Raw genomic sequence first — 18,205 nt, 5'->3', positions numbered from 1 at the left:
TTTTGTGTTTGTTTTCGTTAAAAATGATCAATTACAACAACCAAGCCTATGACAGTCAAGTCAAATTGTCAGTTGCCGGGCGCTAAAAATACAAAATATCCTGTACTTTATATGGATAGACTGGGCTTTATTTAAGGAGGATAAAGCTAAGGGCTGTTGTTTTTAGTGATTTCCTTGATCGTCAGATCAACGATGATATATTGGTCAATGCGGTGTTTTTCAATTGGCTTTTCAGCTTGGACACCAATAGCGGTCAAGGCGCTGTACGACAAAAAGAAAGGGTGTCTGGGGGTATCCGGTTGTGCCGCACGGACAGCAGAAGGCTCTTTATTCACCTGCTGGCTATCACAATACTGTTTCGTTAACAGTCGCATTCCTTCAATCCGCTCCGCCTTTGCCAGGTGAGTCAGACTAAAAAATACCAATGATAAAGTAACAATATGTTTCATCTTTGTGGGCAAGCGTTTTAATTCTTTCTGGCCTTTCAGCGGCCAAAGCTATATTTTATCTTTAATATAAAGAAATCTGCTAGCTGCAAATTCTGTTCCAACATCAAAAGCAAATGCCAGGACCGCCAAAACGCAATCAATCAAACCAGGCTACCCATCAGGAAGTAAATTCCTTCAACTCCGCTAAATCCGCCCGCAAACCTTTTTCGGCATCTCCTGGTTTCCATCCGCCTTTCTTTGCAAAATAAAAATACACCAGGAGTACAATGAGCGGAGAAAAAGTGGTCAGCAAGGCCATTCCCAAACCGGCTTCCGGTATCCTCCGTGGTAAAAAAGACAAAATAACCATGACCGAAGAAGCTTGTATCATCGCAACAGTATACTTCATAATCTGGCGATACCTGGAATACACAACAATGAGCTCTTCCAGTGCCTGTTGCAGGTTCATTCCTTCCAGTGCTATTTTTTTAAGATCCAGGTTTGCCTTCAGCAGGATCAATACCAATGCGAGACTACATGAAGTTAAAAGCCCCAATGGCACAAACTCAAAACCCATCTTATAATCAAATGGATTTCCGGTCAGGCAAAAGATAAAACATACCGAATAAAATAGAAAAAGTGTAATCAATCCGAAATAAAACCGCCTGATCCGGGCAATCCGCGAAACAGAGCGGGCCCTGATCATACTTACCACAATTTTCTGATTGATTTCTTCTGTAGCCTGAAGTCTGCGATCATATTCCAGCCACACAGTCTTTAACTCATCTAAGTTCATAACGATCTGATTTAATTATTTTTTCAAGCTTAATTTTGATTCTGTTGATCCGGACCCCAACATTAACTTTACTGATCCCTATAATTTCGCTGATCTCTTCATAATTCTTATCTTCAAGATACAGCAGAATAACTGCCCTTTCTATTTCAGAAAGCAAGCGTATAGCCCGCTTCAACTGCGACATCTGCTCATCAGCTGCCGCAAAATCACTGACATCCGGAATTTGAAATTCATCGGCCGACAAGTCCTTGCGCTCCGGCATCTTACGTTCCTTTCTGAAAACGGTAATTGCGGTGTTCAATGCAACCCGATACATCCAGGTACTTGGTTTCGATTCTGCCCTGAAAGATGGGAACGACTTCCAAAGTTGCAGTACAATCTCCTGGAACAAATCCTTTTTGTCCTCCGGATGATGCGCATAAAGGTTACAGACCTTATAGATGATTCCGCGATGTATGTTGATCATGTCGACAAATACCTTCTCCATCATTTTCTTTATTTGCAGCATAAGTCGCAAAATCAGCAGTGAAATTACATGTTTCTAAAAATATCTGCAGACTTAAATGACGATGGTTTAGTTATTTCGCATCTTTGCCCGAAAGATTACCATGGCAGATTTCCGTTTAGAAGTATTTTATGCTGTAGCCAAAAGGTTGAGTTTTACCAAAGCCGCAGCCGAATTGTATGTTACACAACCGGCGGTTACCAAACACATCCACGAACTGGAACAGCAATACAGCAGCAAATTATTTGACCGCCAGGGCAATAAAATACAACTCACCGCTGCAGGAAAAATCTTACTGAACCACGCAGAAAATATCTTTGGCATTTACAGGGCCATTGAGTTTGACATGAATGCCTTGCTCCAGGTAGACAAAGGCACCCTACATCTTGGCGCCAGCACCACAATTTCTCAATACCTCATTGCCCCCATACTCGCGGGGTTTAAAAAGAAATTCAAAGAAATAGAGCTCCGCCTCACGACTGGGAATACCGAACAAATTGAAGCAGCATTGCTTAAAAAGAACATTGAACTCGGCATTGTAGAAGGCCAGTCGCGCAACCCTGAAATCAGTTATTCCGATTTCATCAAAGATGAAATTGTACTGGTTTGCAGTAAAGACCACCCATTGGCCAGAACTGCCGAACTGGAGCCCGAAGCACTAAAATCACTCCGGTTTGTTTTAAGAGAGCAGGGATCGGGCACCAGGCAGGTGATTGAACATGCCTTAAAAACAGTAAATCTGAAAATCTCTGACCTGCCCCTGGAAATACAATTGGGCAATACCGAAAGCATCAAGTCTTACCTGATCCATTCTCATGCAGTCGCTTTTTTATCTATCCATGCCATCACCAGGGAGTTGATGAATGGAGAACTGAGGATTATTGATGTAAAGGATCTCGCCATTACCAGGAGTTTTCACTTCATACACCTTCAGGGCCTTGCAGATCCAATTGCTGAGAAATTAATCCGCTTTGCCAAACTTCATTATAACCTGCAGTAATACTCCATAAATAACGGGAATAAGCATAACCTGGCTGGCCAACGTAGATTTGCGATAGAAAATACCTCAAAACTATGCATCCTACATCCAATATACTTTACCCCAAAATCATTTTCTTCGGTTGTGCCCTGCTTTCCTTATTGCCTTTCATCTCCCCTGCATTTGCTTTGCTGATGGGTATCTTTCTTGCGCAGGTCATGATCCATCCCTATACAGCACAAAGTCACCAAGCCACTGGTTTGTTGTTAAAGATAGCCGTGGTAGGTCTGGGGTTTGGCATGAATTTGTTCAGTGCCCTGAAAGCCGGGGAAGAAGGCATTTTATTTACCATTGCTTCCATTTTTGGGGTGTTGACACTCGGTTATTTCCTGGGCAGGTGGCTTCATATAGAAAGTAAAATCTCCGCTTTGATTGCCGCCGGTACCGCCATTTGTGGCGGCAGTGCCATCGCGGCGCTATCCCCAGTGGTCAATGCCAGTGAAAAGCAGATTTCTGTTGCCCTGGGCACCGTATTTATCCTCAATGCAATTGCCTTAATCCTGTTCCCTTCCATTGGACATTGGCTACATCTGACACAGACACAATTTGGCATGTGGTGCGCCATCGCCATTCACGACACCAGCTCGGTAGTGGGTGCGGCCAGTAAATACGGCGACCAGGCGCTTCAAATTGCCACAACAGTTAAACTAGCCCGCGCTTTATGGATTATTCCGGTTTCCCTGGCCGCGAGTTATCTGTTTAAAACGGACAGGACAAAAGTACAGATCCCCTATTTCATCGCCCTGTTTATTGCCGCCATGTTAGCCAATACCTATATCCCTTTTGTTGCACAGCTATCCCCTTACCTCACAGCTTCAGCCAAATCAGGATTAAGCTTAACTTTGTTCCTCATCGGCTCAGGCCTGTCCTTTAAAACCTTAAAAAAAGTGGGCCTTGCACCTTTGGCACAAGGCATCGCCTTATGGCTTTTCATCTCTGTGTTTAGCCTTTGGGCAATCACGACATTATTTCGTGTATAAGCCGCTGCTAATTCGCACTTTCTTCGGTGTTTCTTCGGACATTCTTCGGCTAAAGACCCTTTTAACGAAGAATGTCCGAAGAAAGTACGAAGGAGGTCAGAGGAAAGTATATCGAATGTGCAGCAAATTCATTTCTGATCAACAGCAAAAGCAGCAGGCGTATCGCCCCATAACCAGATCAATATTGAAACTTAAGCTGTGATAATTTAGCTAAAGCGGTATATTTGCCCAAAGGACAGACAACAGTTCTTCAATTAAAACCAAAAATCACAACAGATGAACATTTTACTATTAGGTTCTGGAGGCAGAGAAAGCGCTTTTGCATGGAAAATCAGCCAATCCACTCAATGCTCACAACTATTTATTGCCCCGGGTAATGGTGGTACACATGCGTATGGTAAAAACATCAACATCAATCCAAATAACTTTGATGCAGTAAAAGCACTGGTACTTAAAGAAAATATTGAACTGGTTGTGGTAGGTCCGGAAGAACCCCTGGTAAATGGTATCCACGACTACTTTGTGAATGATCCTGAACTTTCCGGAATTCCGGTGATCGGTCCTAAAAAAGAGGGTGCGATTCTGGAAGGAAGTAAAGACTTCTCCAAGCAATTTATGGCGCGCCATGGTATTCCAACACCAGGTTCCGAATCTTTTACCAATGAAACTTTAGCTGAAGGACTGGCTTACCTGGATAACCACAGTTTACCCATCGTATTGAAAGCTGACGGCCTGGCCGCTGGTAAGGGTGTTGTGATTTGCCAGACCGTAGCTGAGGCTAAAGAAGAACTGCAACTGATGCTGGGTGGAAAATTTGGCACTGCCGGCTCCCTGGTCGTGATCGAAGAATACCTGACAGGAATTGAACTTTCCGTTTTTGTACTGACAGACGGCGACAATTATGTGATCCTGCCGGAAGCTAAGGATTATAAAAAAATCGGACAAGGCGATAGCGGCCTGAACACTGGCGGCATGGGTTCGGTATCACCGGTTCCTTTTGCCGATGCCAAATTCCTGAAAGCAGTAGAAGACAGCATCATCATTCCGACGATAAACGGTTTAAAGAAAGACAAAATAGACTATACTGGTTTTATCTTCTTCGGCTTATTTAAAGTTGGGGATAAACCAATGATCATTGAATACAACTGCCGCATGGGCGATCCGGAAACGGAAAGTGTTTTACCACGCATCGAGAATGATCTGGTTGAACTTTTCATCGCCACCGCTAAAAAGCAATTGGGTAATTATACCTTGAACATCAGCCCTAAAAACGCGGCAACAGTGATGTTGGTTGCGGGCGGCTACCCTGGTGATTATGAAAAAGGGAAAGCCATTTCAGGCATTGAAAACATCCGTCAATCTTTAGCATTTCATGCGGGAACTATATTGGAAGGTGGGGTAGTGAAAAGCAATGGCGGCCGCGTTTTAGCGGTTACCAGTTTACAGGACAACCAGTTTGAAGCCTTGCAATCGGCAACAGCCGATGCGGCACGCATTTATTTTGACGGCAAATACTTCAGGGAAGACATCGGCTTTGACCTGGTCTAAGCAAAACCTCAGTAAACAAAAAAGACCTGGCATATAGCCAGGTCTTTTTTGTTTACTGAGGTTTGATCAATTATTTCGATTTACCTAAAATTTCAGCAAGTTTTGACTGCAACTCTTCGCCTCTAACATTTTTAGCAATGATTTTTCCAGAAGGGTCAATCAGGAAGTTTGCAGGAATACCACGCACACCATACATTTTAGAAGCTGCATTTTCCCAGCCTTTCAAATCTGACAGTTGTGTCCAGGTCAAACCATCTTTTTCAATCGCGTTTAACCAGTCTTGTTTTTTACCAGGGTTATCCAATGAAACACCAAGAACAGTAAAGTTTTTGTCTTTGAAAGCATTGTAAGCTTTAACTACGTTAGGGTTTTCACCACGGCATGGTCCACACCATGAAGCCCAGAAGTCAAGCAATACATATTTTCCACGGAAATCAGATAATTTAACCGGTTTGTCATTCACATCATTCTGGGTGAAATCCATCGCTATTTTACCAATATCTGTGTTCTTAGCACCGCTGATTTGCTGAGCAATGCTTTTACCCAGGTCTGTCGCTTTTACCGCAGCAGAAAATTTGTTGAATTCAGCTTCCGTTCCATTCAGATCTTTGTCAATATCCATGGTTCCCTGATAGGCAACCAGACCAACATAAGAGTTCAGGTTGGCTTGATAAAACTGTTTGTTCAACACATCCATTTCTGCTTTATTGGCATCATCACGGCTGTAAACCGTTTTCATGTAAGCTTCATCGTTACGTTCTGCTTCAGTTTTACTGCGGTATTCAGCCATCAAAGCTGCGCTTTTTGCACGTACAGCTTTGGTAAGGACTTTATATTTAGCATCATCCTCATTAATTTTCGAGCCGGTGATTACCGCGCGGGTTAATGAATCTGTAGCAGAATTAACCTGAAGTACAGCAGGCTCAAGATAAAGCATAATGGCATCATTAGGCGTACCTTGTTTTGTAGGTTCAGCATGTTTAATTCTGAGTGAACCCTGTGCAATACCTTGTATTGAGCCGGTAAAAGAAAATTTACCTCCAACAATGGCTGCCGAATCCACAATTGGATTAGCCCTGGTGCCATAATATAAATAAGCTTTTGCTGGTGCGCCCAGGTTTCCGATTTTACCGTTAATGGTAAATTTACTTGGGGCTTGTGCCATAACAGCTGCAGGCAACAAACAAGCGGCGATCAACGAGATCTTTTTCATAGTTCTTTTTTTGATATGTAATAAGTTTGGTTATTAGGATTCAAATGTAGTTAATGCACAAAAAATATAACGAAAAATCAAATGTAATATTATAGTAGCTTTTGAAAGGTACGCCACCATAAATCAGGCATTTCGCCATTCACAGCAGTGGTATAATCGTCGTAGCGGCAAGGAACCAGGTGAAAACGTTCATTTTTTGACAATCCGGTTGGATAAGGCACCTGCATCCACCAGCGATCGGATTTCTTGCTCTTCACAAATAACATCTCCCCTGAACCATCATTTAAACTGGCCCTGTAAATCAGGTATTGTGATTTCGGACTCAGTGGAAAATCTTTCTTGCGGTTGTAAAAACCATCAATGAAATACCAGACCATTTGTGCCAGAAGCATCGCCGTTTGTCCATTCTGGTCAAATACGGGGTTAAACTCATAGAAACCAATAGAACTCAATTTATCGCTCATTCCGGCATACCGGGTAATGCGACAGGCCTGTTCACCGTAAAAACCGTTCGGACTGGCATTGGCATTTCCTTTGGCGTCTGAGGAACGGATGGCACCCATGTCAAAACTGATCATACTGGCATTTCTGATGATCGGCTCTGTAAGCGTGATGTCTGCAGAGAATTCACCCAAACGATGGGCATCAAAATAAAGCTTGCTCATCACTTTCAGACTGTCCTGATTGACAAAATAGGTTTGATAACCGATGTTACTGAAATTGAAGAGGTAATTGGGTTGATGTAGGAGGATTTTATTCAGATAAGTATCTGATTTGGCAGCAAGGCCTTCCTGATCTTCCTCATCCAGGTCAAACTTACTGTCAACCACCACCAAGTCTACCTTTTGCTCCAGACTTTCATAAGCCAGGTACTGCGCATAAGTCAGGTCTTGTCCGCCGCCAATGATTATCGGCAAAATGTCCATTTTAATCAACTCTGCAACCACCATTTTAACGGCTACATAGGTATCTGAAATGGCAGCTCCGGCCCTGATGTTTCCAAGATCTATAATGCGGCTATTGAAAGCCCCTTCATTTAACGTATAAAATTGAGCACGGAAATATTCCGGCCCCAATGCGCAGCCTTCGTTGTTTACCGCTGCCCGGTCGTCTAAAACCCCAAAAATGGCAATATCATATTGCTTATCTTCCAGATCAGGAAATGTATCGGTATAAAAACTGGCTTTTAAACCGAGCTGACTGGTATAAAACCCATGTTTTGGAGTGAATTTGTCCGTGCTTAAGGGAGAAAAAAAATCTGCTAAAGACATATTGTAATATAATGTATGACATCAAATATCTATTTTTGAGCCCATATATTAATGAACATCCTAAAAAAAATGAAATGATATTGGTTACCGGTGCTACTGGATTTTTAGGAACAGAGTTGATTCAACAACTGAGCGTGCAGGGTTTAAAACTGCGGGCATTGAAGCGCAAAACATCGGTTGTACCTGATTTACTGCGGAACAACAAACAGATTGAATGGGTAGATGCAGACATCAATGACCTGGCTTCGCTGGAGGATGCTTTTGAAAACATAGACCAGGTATATCATTGTGCAGCGCTGGTTTCTTTTGACCCGAAGGACAAGGCCAGACTTTTGAAAATCAACATTGAAGGCACCAGCAATATCGTCAACCTTTGCAACCATTTTGGTGCACGTTTACTCCATGTGAGCTCTGTAGCGGCCCTGGGAAATGCAAAAAAAGGCGCGTTAATTACCGAAAAGGATTTCTGGGAATACGATGCTAAAGCACATGCGTATGCCATTTCAAAATATGAAGGTGAAATGGAGGTCTGGCGGGGCATTGCCGAAGGGCTGGATGCGGTGATTGTCAACCCGTCGGTCATTATTGGTGCTGCCGCAGGGTTTAAAGGTAGCGGAGCCATTTTTAAATTGGTTAAAGACGGCCTGTCTTTTTACACCGGAGGCGCGACCGGCATTGTTGACGTTCAGGATGTTGCCAAAAGCATGATCAGCCTGATGAACAGTAGTGAAAGCGCAGCCCGGTTTACCATTTCGGCCGAAAATTATCATTATCAGCAATTTTTCTCAGAAATAGCGAAGGGCATGGGCGTTAAAGCTCCCGCCCGCGAGGCCAAAGCCTGGATGCTGGGCATTGCCTGGCGTGCGGCAAAACTGGCTTCCCTGTTTACAGGTAAGCCCGCAGCATTAACCAGCGACGCAGCCAGGAGCAGTCTGAATGAAAGTCTGTACAGCAATGAGAAGATTAAAAGCACCATTGACATTGAGTTTAAACCCCTTAAGCAAAGCATTGCCGAAATTTGCGCAGTACTCCGCAATTAGCAAGCTTTGTGCAATTGAATACCTATATTTGACATTATTAACCCCCTAGAACCACCTATTCCTGAAACGGATGAAACAAAAAAACTTTTACATTATTGACTTTGACAGTACCTTTACCCAGGTAGAGGCCCTCGACGAACTGGCCCGTATCTCCCTAAAAAAGCATCCTGAAAAGGAAGCCATTTTCCAAAAAATTGAAGACTATACCAACCTTGCCATGGAAGGAAAACTTTCATTTGGTGAAAGTTTAGCCCAAAGGGTGCGACTGCTGGAGGCCACTGAAGATCATTTGAAGCAGCTGATCAAGGTGCTGAAAAAGAAAGTATCTGCTTCTTTTTCCCGCAACGCGGCTTTCTTTAAAAAACATGCAGATGAAGTGCTGATTGTGTCAGGCGGATTTAAAGAGTTCATTACGCCTGTAGTAAGCCAGTACCACATCAAAAAAGAAAACATTTACGCCAATACCTTTGTCACAACCGGTGATGGCAAGATTATAGATTACGACCACTCCAATCCTTTAAGTGAAGAGGGCGGAAAAGTAAAACTGATGCAACAGATGAACCTTGAAGGCGATTTATACGGCATTGGTGATGGCTACTCAGACTTTCAACTGCGCGAAAGCGGCCTGATTAAAAAATTCTATGCCTTTACAGAAAACATCTCGAGGGAAAGTATTGTCAAAAAAGCAGATCATGTTACGCCAAGTTTTGACGAGTTCTTATATGTAAACAACTTACCGCGGGCAATATCTTATCCAAAAAACAGGATTTTGTGCCTGATCATTGGCGATATAGACCCGAAAAGCGTAGAGATGTTAAAGAAAGATGGCTTTTCTATTCGTCATAAAACAAGTTTTGAAGAGAAATATGTGGCCGATGTACACATGATGCTACTTGCTGACGGTGAGAAGATCACAGCCGATCAGTTGCAAAGGGCAGTTACCTTAAAAACCATTGGCTACCTGGGCAACGCAAAACACAAAATTGACCTGCAAAGGTGTACGGAACAAGGAATTGTTGTTTTTGACGACACCAAAGCAAATCCCCGCAACAATATTTTCATTCCTAAAAGGATGATCGACTTTATGAATTCGGGTACCACACACCTCAGCAGCAATTTCCCGAACCTTCAGTTACCGAGAATTGACAAGTCGCACCGCCTGATCCACATCCATAAAAACGTTCCTGGAATTATGGCAAAGATCAATATGGCCTTTGCTTACCATGACATCAATATTGTGGGCCAGTTTCTGATGACGAACCCGAGTATTGGTTATGTAATTACGGACATCAATGCGCAGTACGACAAGCAACTGTTTAAATTTTTAAAGACAATTGAGCATACCATAAAGTTCCGCGTTTTGTATTAACAGTACAATTCGGTTTGTTTACCTTTGTGGCAAACTAACTTACGAATGGAACTTACACCACAAATTAAAGAAAAGCTAGATAAGCTGCAGGAGAAATATGCTGCCATGGGGCAGGATATGGCAGCTTATCTGGATGGTTTGCTGTACGCAGATTTCTTAACCTACTGGGATTACATCCACCTGGATACTTTGCTGAGCCTGCAAAGCCCAAAAACTTCCTTTCCTGATGAAGAGATTTTCATCATGTACCACCAGATCACCGAGCTTTATTTTAAGCTTTCATTACATGAGTTTAAGCAAATTGCCGCACATCCGGACCTGACAGTGGAATTTTTCACGGCCAGGGTAAAACGTATCAATGCCTATTTTAATGCACTGACCAGCTCTTTCGACGTGATGGTTGAGGGCATGGAAAAAGAACAGTTTTTAAAATTCCGCATGTCCCTCCTGCCGGCCAGTGGTTTTCAGTCCGGCCAGTACCGCATGATTGAAATTTGCGCTACTGATTTCATTCGTCTGGTAGATAAAAGTAAAAGAACGGAACTTGCCAATGCCGATATAGAAACACAGTTTGAGCACATTTACTGGAAGTTTGGGGCAACCGAACTGGCTACAGGTAAACAAACTTTAACCCTCAAACAGTTCATCAACAAATATGCGGACCAGTTTTTACAATTGATCAAAGATCGCAAAGACAGTAATTTAGCTGCGCTTTACCATAAACTTGTAGCCGAAGGAAAAGATGTGAGCGCATTGGCAGAAGAACTGCGCAAGCTGGATTTATTTGTCAATGTAGAATGGCCCTTGTCGCATTACAAATCTGCAGTACGGTATTTGGAGCGCGACCCGGTAGACATTGCGGCTACCGGCGGAACCAACTGGCAGAAATACCTGCCTCCGCGCTTTCAGAAACGAATTTTCTATCCATTTCTTTGGACAGCAGAACAAATGGAAGAATGGGGTAAAGGCTGGGTTCTTAGTGTATTAAAAACACTTAGAAATGAGGCTTAAACATTCTGTAAATCAAAAATAAAAGTGCTTTAAAGGTCAATTTTTCTTACTTTTGCAGCAAGTAATAAGTACTATAATGAACGAGACACTGGATATCACAATCACTAAAGCTGAAACAAGCAGGCTAACAGTAACAGATTTTTCTCAATTACCTTTCGGAAAGGTATTTTCTGACCATATGTTTATTGCAGAATATGACAATGGCGAATGGGCAAATTTACAGGTCATGCCTTATGGACCCATTCCGATGAGTCCGGCGATTTCAGCCCTGCATTATGGTCAGGCTATATTTGAAGGTATGAAAGCTTACCGCCAGCATGATGGTAAAATCAGTGTATTCAGGGCCGGGAAAAACTTTGATCGTTTCAACAAATCTGCCGCACGTATGTCTATGCCGGCTATCCCTAAGGATATCTTTATGCAAGGTATTGCGGCATTGATTGATATTGATGAGCAATGGGTACCTGCGCAAGACGGCTACTCGCTATACATCCGTCCGGTTATGTTTGCCACTGACCCGTATTTAGGTGTTAAACCTTCAGACAAATATACCTTTGCTTTATTGACAACGCCTACCGGCCCTTACTACAGCAAAGCTTTAAAAGTAAAAATCGAAACAGAATATACCCGTGCAGATGACGGCGGTGTAGGTTATGCAAAAACTGCAGGAAACTATGCGCGTTCTTTATACCCTTTTGCTGAAGCGCAGAAAGAAGGTTTTGATCAGTTGATCTGGACAGATGCGGCTTCACATGAGTATATTGAAGAGGCCGGAACAGCCAATTTAATCTTTGTGATTGATGGCAAACTGGTTACCCCTTCGGTAAGAAGTACGGTATTAGACGGTGTAACGCGTGATACCATCATTCAGCTGGCTAAAAAAGCTGGTATTGAAGTAGAAGAAAGACGTGTTACTGTTAAAGAAATCATCGAAGGTATTGAAAATGGCAGCTTAACCGATGCTTTTGCAGCCGGAACCGCAGCAACAGTAACCCCGATTGGAGAAATTGGTTATGAAGGCAAAACGTATACCCTGACTGATCCGGCTACACGTACCATCTCAGCCGGTATTGCCAAAACACTGAACGATATCCGCTACGGACTTGCGCCGGATGAATTTGGCTGGAACTGGATTGTTTAACCCGCAATACCGATAGTAAAACTTTAAGGCGCCTGGAACAGGGCGCCTTTTTTATAAAGCGTTTATCCTAACCAAACCGATATTTCAACATGAAGAAAACATTATTCCTCAGTTTAACCATGTCTTTATTTCTTGTCACCCATACACAGGCTCAACTCAAAAAACTGAGTCAGCAACAAACATTTGGTACCGCGGCCTCATTGACTCAACCCATGTCTACCTTAAACGGCTGGCGCGATGACGCGCACTATATTGAGGTAGATCCCAAAGACAACCGGATGTATGCTGTGGATATCAAATCCGGTGCAAGAACAGCTTATACGCCACCACCAGTAAGCAATGTCAATGTTTTTGTCAAAGACAAAGATGTGTACATCCAATATGGGAAAGAAGAACCCAAACAATTGACCAGCAATTCTGCCGAGGAGAAGAATCCGACCTTATCACCAGACGGAAAATATGTTGCGTTTACCCGCAACAACGACCTGTATGCAGTTAACGTGGCCAACGGCCAGGAAATCAGGTATACTACAGATGCTACCGATGTCATTTACAACGGCTGGTCATCCTGGGTTTATTATGAAGAAATTCTGGGCCGCCCCACCAATTACCGCGCCTTCTGGTGGTCGCCAGACAGTAAAAAACTGGCCTTTATGCGTTTTGACGACACCAAAGTGCCCATGTTTCCGATCAATGGCTCAACCGGGCAGCATGGCTATGTAGAAAAAACCCGCTACCCTAAGGCCGGCGACCCGAATCCGGAAGTCCGCGTAGGTTTTGTACCTGTTACAGGGGGGCAAGTGACTTGGGCCGATTTCAATGAAAAAGACGATCAGTATTTCGGCACCCCTTACTGGAGTTTCGACGGCAGCAGTCTGATGGTTCAATGGATGAACCGCGGTCAGGACAACCTGAAATTTTACGCTGTTGATCCCCTGTCAGGCGCCAAGAAGGAAATTTACGATGAGAAACAATCGTCATGGATAGACCTCAGTTACTACGGCAGGATTGAATACCTGAAAGATAAAAAGCACTACATCCTGAAAAGCGACAAAACTGGCTGGGCACATTTCTATTTGTATACCCTGGATGGGAAGCTCGTTAACCCAATCACAAGCGGCAAATGGCAGGTGACCAACATCATGCAGATCGATGAAAAAAACAAGGTCATTTATTTTACCGCACGTAAAGAAGCATCTACACGCAGTGATTTTTACCGGGTTGACTATACTGGAAAGAACCTGAAACGCCTTACTTTTGGCGACTACAGTCACCAGGTGCAGCTGTCGCCGGGCAGCAAATACTTCATCACTACCTATTCTAACGTAGGTACGCCACCTCAAAGAGCCTTACTGGACAATACCGGCAAATTCATCAAGTCGCTTGGCGACAGCAAGTCAGCTGATTTTGACCAATATGTTTTTGGCAAAACAGAAATGATCACCATTCCTACCGAAGATGGCTATCAGCTTCCCGCAACCATTACCTACCCCACAAATTTTGACCCGGCCAGGAAATATCCGGTAGTCATGAGTATTTACGGCGGGCCGAATGCAGGTACCGTGAGCAATACCTGGAAAGGTACCGGCAACCAGTGGTGGGCCAACGAAGGGATCATTCAGATTGCCGTTGACCACCGTGCATCGGGACAATTTGGCAAAGCGGGTGTTGCGCTCATGCACCGCCAGCTGGGTCACTGGGAATTGATTGATTACACTACGGCAGCAAAATGGCTGAAAGCCCAACCCTGGGTAGATAACCACAAGCTGCTGATTACGGGACACAGCTACGGCGGTTACATGACTTGCCTGGCCTTAACCAAAGGTGCCGATGTTTTTGATTTCGGCTATGCCGGGGCCCCGGTTACCAGCTGGGAGCTTTATGATTCACATTATACCGAACGTTTTATGGACAGCCCGCAGGAAAACCCCGAGGGCTACAAAAACGGGTCTGTACTGACTTATGTAGACAATTATAAGGGCCTATTGCGCATTATGCACGGTGATATGGACGACAATGTACACCTGCAGAATACCATACAGCTCATAGATAAACTGCAAAATGCCAACAAACACTTTGAACTGATGATTTATCCGGGCGGCCGCCATGGATGGGCCGGGATCAAAACGCCGCACGACCGCATGGAACGCATCCGTTTTTATTATCAGAATTTATTGAACAAACCGGTTCCAGCAGAACTGCTTAAATAACTTATTGCTGAGCTGCCCGTCGTTTTTCGCGGGCAGTTCTTCTTTGCTCCCGGTCTCTCTTCATCTTTTCAAAACGCGCCACCCGCTGTTTGATTTCCGCTTCCTTGGCTGGGGTAATTCCAATACTATGTTTAATGCCCTGAAACAGGGTTTTCCAGATGAAACTAAAAAAGGATGCAGAATCCGGACGTTTAAAATGGATCGGTGCAGTAACAAACACGCCATCCTTACGTGGATTATCCGGACTGAGCACCATTGCATTGGCCAAAATAGACATCAAGCCCTGCTTAACCAGGCGATCTTCTCCTTTTACCTTTCTCAATAAAGCAACGGAAAGGTTATTGTAGGCAAATTTCAGTTGCCCGTTAGCTTCGCGATCATTGGCTTTGATGTTAAATTCCAGCTTTTTAGCGATTCCGCTTTGCACCTGCAACAGCCCCAGCGGTTTGGTAATGCGGTTCATGTCGCGACCGTCCATGTTTTTCAGAGTACCGCTATACGAGAAGGCGCCATCCTGAGCTGCCAGGTCAAACCTGAATTGCACATCAAGCTTACCGGAGCCCATCATATAAGTACTCAGATCGGCGGTGATCAAGTGATTTCTGGCCTTTGCTTTAGGCACATTTGTCAAGTTGAGTACGGTTCCTGAGGTCCGTTCAAAAGTAATGACCCCTTTACGCTGGCTATCGCGGTCGAACTGGGCATAACTGAACAATACGTTACTGATGTTCAATTTACCGATATACAATTCTGAGGCTGCACGCTGCAATAGCTGATGCGGATACCTGCCAATTTTATTGCCTGAACTCCGGGGAAAAGCATTGTTGTTGAACACAGAAATATGGCCATCGGAGACATTCATTTCCTGTGCGGACAAATCCTGTTTCAACACATACAATTGCAAATTGACACCACTGAGCCCAATTTCATTCATCTCTACATGATAACGGTCCTTTGCATAACCGGCAGCTTTAGCAAAGTTCTGTTCATCCAGACGGGGGAGTACACTTAAATTTTTAATGTTCAGTTTTCCGGTAGCCGAAGAAAAATCAAGTTGTTTGAAGTTGACATGGTACAAACTGTCGGGACTGGCGAACCTGTAATTGTGCAAATTGATCATCACCTCTTTGACCAGGTAAATCCTGGATGAATCTACTGCCGAATGGGGATCAATCAGCCAGTCTTTCAAAATGATATTCAGGTTTGCAATGGTATCTGTAGTGGGCTTTGCCAGGTTATTGTTTACATATTTGAAATGGATGTTTCTGAAGTCAATCGTTTTTACCCGCAATTCTTTTAAATACCGTGCAATGTAATCATAGGGCGAGCGCTTGGGAATGGGCGATTTATCTTCATTAAAATCGAATTGCTTGTTCGTCATCACGATGGCTGGATTTTCAAACAGCAGCAGATCAATGTCCAGCTTTTTCTTCTGATAGACCCGAAGGGGATGGAAATTGCGCACAGAAAGCTTTTTAAGCTTCACATGATACAGGTTATTGGGTGCGCGTTTGGAAAGGATCATTTGGTTGAACACATTGGTGTCGGGGATGATCTCTACGTCCTTAATCGCCGAAATGCCCGTCAGCACATTGGTATTTACTTCCGAAAATTCAATGCGGTACAAGCCTCCTGTAGCCTTCAGCACCAGATCCTTGAGTTCGGTCGTAATGATCGGTTTCAATTTAATACTCAGGTAAAAGGTAAGTCCGCCCAATAACACGGCACAAAATACCAACGACACCGCAAACCATTTAAGAAGTAAATATTTTTGTCTGACTTTAATAGTCATAGGCAATCTTGTAGTTTATCCCAATATACATTTTTTAACGTACAGCCACAGGCGCATTATTTATTTTTTCGCGCTTCTTTTTTATCCTTGATTTTCTTCATGGACTGCTCCGGGCTTTTTACGGGAACGATTCCCAGACCCACATTTTCGCGCATCCCGATAAACACGCCTTTCCAGAGCAGGTTAAAGAACGATGCCGCTGGAGTACGTTCAAATGTAACATGTGCTACCCGTGCTGCCTCGCCTTTAGTCGGGTTGTCGTCATTAATCAACAGTTTATTGGCCAGGAAGGATAGGAAACCTTTCTTTTTCGGCTGTTCACCGTTTTCTCCTTCTTTCAGCAATTTTACCTTGAGGTTGGTATATAAAAATTGTACGGTACCTGACAACCCTTTGATATTGGCTTTGATGTCAAAATCAGTGCTTTGCATTTTCCCGCTTTCCAGTTCTACCAGGCCCATATTTTTAGCCATCGGGTTCAGAACCATCAAATCCATTGGTCCCACATGCCCTTTATAGCTAAAGGCCGCAAGCTTGTCGGTCAGGTTAAAATTGATATGTATATTGATCTTACTGGATTTCATGACCAGGGCATTCAGGTTAGCGATGGCATGGTTGTTTTTAGCCAGGCGACTGGAGTCGTTGGTTACATTTAAGATATGACCACTTAAATTGTCAAAGTAAATTGTTCCCCTTTTCTGGCTAATGGGATTATATTCTGTATATGCGATGTCAACCTTTCTCAATTGTATGGAATCAATAATGGTGGGTATGGGCAATCTCTTCAAGGCTATATGCGGGAAGTTATGTGCCTTGTCCAGGTTTGGCGGGGCAGGCAATTCCCGGTTTACAAAAATCCCAACTTTAGCCGGGCCGATTTTCAATACCCTGGCTTCCAGTTCCGCATCGGTATTGAGTTTTACAAAGTTTATTCCTTCAAATTCAATGTGATCAAACTTCATGTCGTACCGGTCTTTACCATATTTATACTTCCTGGTAAAGGTCAGGTCCGGATATAAGGGAATCATCTGAAAACCGGTTACACGGATTGTTTTCCCGGTTGCCGAACCTTGAATGGTATCCACTTTCATGGTATACATTTTATCCTTTCCGGTTGAGCGGAGATTGGTCAGTTCAAAATTCACATCTTTTGCATAGTAAAAACGAGTCGTGTCGTATTGAGATAACGAGTCGATCAACAGCTCTTTGATGTTCATGTTGAAGTGTTTGATCGAATGTAACGGTTTTAGATTGATACCATTGATGTAATCTACATCGGCATCCACAATCCGGATTGCCCCCACATGAATGGATTTCAGGCTTTTTGAGATTTGCTGGTATAAGGTACTGTCCCCTTTTGAAGTATCCGGTCGTTTGGAAACTTTGTTGTGGATCACGTGAATCGAAGGATGATCCAGGACAATAGAACTGAGGTCAATTTGTTTTTTAAAATATGCCCGCAGCACCGATACCCGGTTGATCTGCAGTTTTTCCAGCTTGATCTGGAACAGATGGGCCGGAGCCATTTTCACCGCTTTCATCCGGTTATAAACCGCCGTATCGAGAAGCAGGGAGACCTCGTCCAACACTGCGGTTCCGGTCAACAGGTTTAGCCGGATGTCCTTAAAATCAATGTGGTACAGTCGATGTGAGCCCGAATAGACACCTTCTTTGATCTTCTCTGTAAGCAAAGGCTTCCATTTTGCACTAAAATATAGCGCTAAGCCAGCTACAATCAATACCAACACGCCGACTATACCGCCGAGCCACTTTAACCATTTATATTTTCCAGACTTATTTTCCATCGTAAATTTATTGTCAAAGTACTAACAGCATTAGGGCCACAATGTTTGCGGCAAGGC

The 18,205-nt window shown here is 43.6% G+C and carries 15 protein-coding genes; 8 read left to right on the top strand and 7 right to left on the bottom strand.

Annotated features, from left to right (window positions below):
• Window positions 1–146: 146 nt before the first annotated feature.
• The 3 genes from IM797_RS06425 to IM797_RS06415 all read right to left on the bottom strand — a co-directional run bounded on the left by IM797_RS06425 (window position 147) and on the right by IM797_RS06415 (window position 1,714).
• Window positions 147–449, bottom strand: a complete 303-nt coding sequence (locus tag IM797_RS06425) for a hypothetical protein (RefSeq protein WP_194126287.1) — start codon at window positions 447–449, stop codon at window positions 147–149.
• Between the two features lie 157 nt (window positions 450–606).
• Entirely contained in the window at window positions 607–1,224 is a 618-nt protein-coding gene (locus tag IM797_RS06420; protein ID WP_194126286.1) for a hypothetical protein, read from the bottom strand.
• The gene (locus tag IM797_RS06415; RefSeq protein WP_228098738.1) at window positions 1,211–1,714 is read right to left on the bottom strand and encodes an RNA polymerase sigma factor; all 504 of its coding nucleotides are present in this window, start codon (window positions 1,712–1,714) and stop codon (window positions 1,211–1,213) included. Before IM797_RS06415 ends, IM797_RS06420 begins: the two co-directional genes overlap by 14 nt.
• Window positions 1,715–1,832: 118 nt before the next feature.
• Between IM797_RS06415 and IM797_RS06410 the strand changes: the two genes are divergently transcribed.
• The 3 genes from IM797_RS06410 (at window position 1,833) to purD (ending at window position 5,296) form a co-directional block, all read left to right on the top strand.
• Window positions 1,833–2,729, top strand: a complete 897-nt coding sequence (locus IM797_RS06410) for a LysR family transcriptional regulator (protein ID WP_194126285.1) — start codon at window positions 1,833–1,835, stop codon at window positions 2,727–2,729.
• Between the two features lie 74 nt (window positions 2,730–2,803).
• A complete protein-coding gene (locus IM797_RS06405) occupies window positions 2,804–3,748 on the top strand; it encodes a YeiH family protein (RefSeq protein ID WP_194126284.1) in 945 nt (314 codons plus the stop codon).
• A gap of 276 nt (window positions 3,749–4,024) precedes the next feature.
• Window positions 4,025–5,296 carry a phosphoribosylamine--glycine ligase gene (purD, locus tag IM797_RS06400; RefSeq protein ID WP_194126283.1) on the top strand — a complete coding sequence of 424 codons (1,272 nt, stop codon included), beginning with the start codon at window positions 4,025–4,027 and terminating at the stop codon, window positions 5,294–5,296.
• A gap of 70 nt (window positions 5,297–5,366) precedes the next feature.
• On the opposite strand, the gene IM797_RS06395 is transcribed toward purD, so the two are convergent.
• Both IM797_RS06395 and IM797_RS06390 read right to left on the bottom strand, forming a co-directional pair.
• Window positions 5,367–6,509 (bottom strand): TlpA disulfide reductase family protein, encoded by a 1,143-nt coding sequence (locus tag IM797_RS06395; protein WP_194126282.1) that lies wholly within the window; start codon window positions 6,507–6,509, stop codon window positions 5,367–5,369.
• An 89-nt stretch (window positions 6,510–6,598) separates the two neighbouring features.
• Window positions 6,599–7,780: a formimidoylglutamase gene (locus IM797_RS06390; RefSeq protein ID WP_194126281.1), complete on the bottom strand. Its 1,182-nt coding sequence runs from the start codon at window positions 7,778–7,780 to the stop codon at window positions 6,599–6,601.
• 74 nt (window positions 7,781–7,854) lie between these two features.
• Here IM797_RS06390 and IM797_RS06385 point away from each other — a divergent pair, with 74 nt between their 5' ends.
• The 5 genes from IM797_RS06385 (at window position 7,855) to IM797_RS06365 (ending at window position 14,551) form a co-directional block, all read left to right on the top strand.
• Window positions 7,855–8,820 (top strand): NAD-dependent epimerase/dehydratase family protein, encoded by a 966-nt coding sequence (locus IM797_RS06385; protein WP_194126280.1) that lies wholly within the window; start codon window positions 7,855–7,857, stop codon window positions 8,818–8,820.
• 70 nt (window positions 8,821–8,890) lie between these two features.
• Window positions 8,891–10,189 (top strand): HAD-IB family phosphatase, encoded by a 1,299-nt coding sequence (locus IM797_RS06380; RefSeq protein ID WP_194126279.1) that lies wholly within the window; start codon window positions 8,891–8,893, stop codon window positions 10,187–10,189.
• A 45-nt stretch (window positions 10,190–10,234) separates the two neighbouring features.
• Window positions 10,235–11,200, top strand: coding sequence for a tryptophan 2,3-dioxygenase family protein (locus IM797_RS06375; protein WP_194126278.1), 966 nt, complete (start codon window positions 10,235–10,237; stop codon window positions 11,198–11,200).
• Window positions 11,201–11,276: 76 nt separating this feature from the next.
• On the top strand, window positions 11,277–12,341 hold the full coding sequence (locus IM797_RS06370; RefSeq protein WP_194126277.1) for a branched-chain amino acid aminotransferase: 1,065 nt from the start codon (window positions 11,277–11,279) through the stop codon (window positions 12,339–12,341).
• A gap of 89 nt (window positions 12,342–12,430) precedes the next feature.
• Window positions 12,431–14,551 carry a DPP IV N-terminal domain-containing protein gene (locus IM797_RS06365; protein ID WP_194126276.1) on the top strand — a complete coding sequence of 707 codons (2,121 nt, stop codon included), beginning with the start codon at window positions 12,431–12,433 and terminating at the stop codon, window positions 14,549–14,551.
• A gap of 1 nt (window position 14,552) precedes the next feature.
• On the opposite strand, the gene IM797_RS06360 is transcribed toward IM797_RS06365, so the two are convergent.
• Together IM797_RS06360 and IM797_RS06355 are read right to left on the bottom strand one after the other, a co-directional pair.
• Window positions 14,553–16,343, bottom strand: coding sequence for a hypothetical protein (locus tag IM797_RS06360; protein WP_194126275.1), 1,791 nt, complete (start codon window positions 16,341–16,343; stop codon window positions 14,553–14,555).
• Window positions 16,344–16,399: 56 nt separating this feature from the next.
• Window positions 16,400–18,148, bottom strand: a complete 1,749-nt coding sequence (locus IM797_RS06355) for a hypothetical protein (protein WP_194126274.1) — start codon at window positions 18,146–18,148, stop codon at window positions 16,400–16,402.
• Window positions 18,149–18,205 lie beyond the last annotated feature (57 nt).

The organism is Pedobacter sp. MC2016-24 (assembly GCF_015223055.1).
Lineage (GTDB): Bacteria > Bacteroidota > Bacteroidia > Sphingobacteriales > Sphingobacteriaceae > Pedobacter.
The sequence above is the reverse complement of the archived record's forward strand: the minus strand, read 5'-3'. Positions and strand labels throughout refer to the sequence as shown.

Bases quoted from the DNA above. Each gene is read 5' to 3' on its own strand.
- IM797_RS06425 (WP_194126287.1), bottom strand. From the start codon at position 449: ATGAAACATATTGTTACTTTATCATTGGTATTTTTTAGTCTGACTCAC.
- IM797_RS06420 (WP_194126286.1), bottom strand. From the start codon at position 1,224: ATGAACTTAGATGAGTTAAAGACTGTGTGGCTGGAATATGATCGCAGA.
- IM797_RS06410 (WP_194126285.1), top strand. From the start codon at position 1,833: ATGGCAGATTTCCGTTTAGAAGTATTTTATGCTGTAGCCAAAAGGTTG.
- IM797_RS06405 (WP_194126284.1), top strand. From the start codon at position 2,804: ATGCATCCTACATCCAATATACTTTACCCCAAAATCATTTTCTTCGGT.
- IM797_RS06375 (WP_194126278.1), top strand. From the start codon at position 10,235: ATGGAACTTACACCACAAATTAAAGAAAAGCTAGATAAGCTGCAGGAG.
- IM797_RS06380 (WP_194126279.1), top strand. From the start codon at position 8,891: ATGAAACAAAAAAACTTTTACATTATTGACTTTGACAGTACCTTTACC.
- IM797_RS06415 (WP_228098738.1), bottom strand. From the start codon at position 1,714: ATGATGGAGAAGGTATTTGTCGACATGATCAACATACATCGCGGAATC.
- IM797_RS06360 (WP_194126275.1), bottom strand. From the start codon at position 16,343: ATGACTATTAAAGTCAGACAAAAATATTTACTTCTTAAATGGTTTGCG.
- IM797_RS06355 (WP_194126274.1), bottom strand. From the start codon at position 18,148: ATGGAAAATAAGTCTGGAAAATATAAATGGTTAAAGTGGCTCGGCGGT.
- IM797_RS06395 (WP_194126282.1), bottom strand. From the start codon at position 6,509: ATGAAAAAGATCTCGTTGATCGCCGCTTGTTTGTTGCCTGCAGCTGTT.
- IM797_RS06390 (WP_194126281.1), bottom strand. From the start codon at position 7,780: ATGTCTTTAGCAGATTTTTTTTCTCCCTTAAGCACGGACAAATTCACT.
- IM797_RS06370 (WP_194126277.1), top strand. From the start codon at position 11,277: ATGAACGAGACACTGGATATCACAATCACTAAAGCTGAAACAAGCAGG.
- purD (WP_194126283.1), top strand. From the start codon at position 4,025: ATGAACATTTTACTATTAGGTTCTGGAGGCAGAGAAAGCGCTTTTGCA.
- IM797_RS06385 (WP_194126280.1), top strand. From the start codon at position 7,855: ATGATATTGGTTACCGGTGCTACTGGATTTTTAGGAACAGAGTTGATT.
- IM797_RS06365 (WP_194126276.1), top strand. From the start codon at position 12,431: ATGAAGAAAACATTATTCCTCAGTTTAACCATGTCTTTATTTCTTGTC.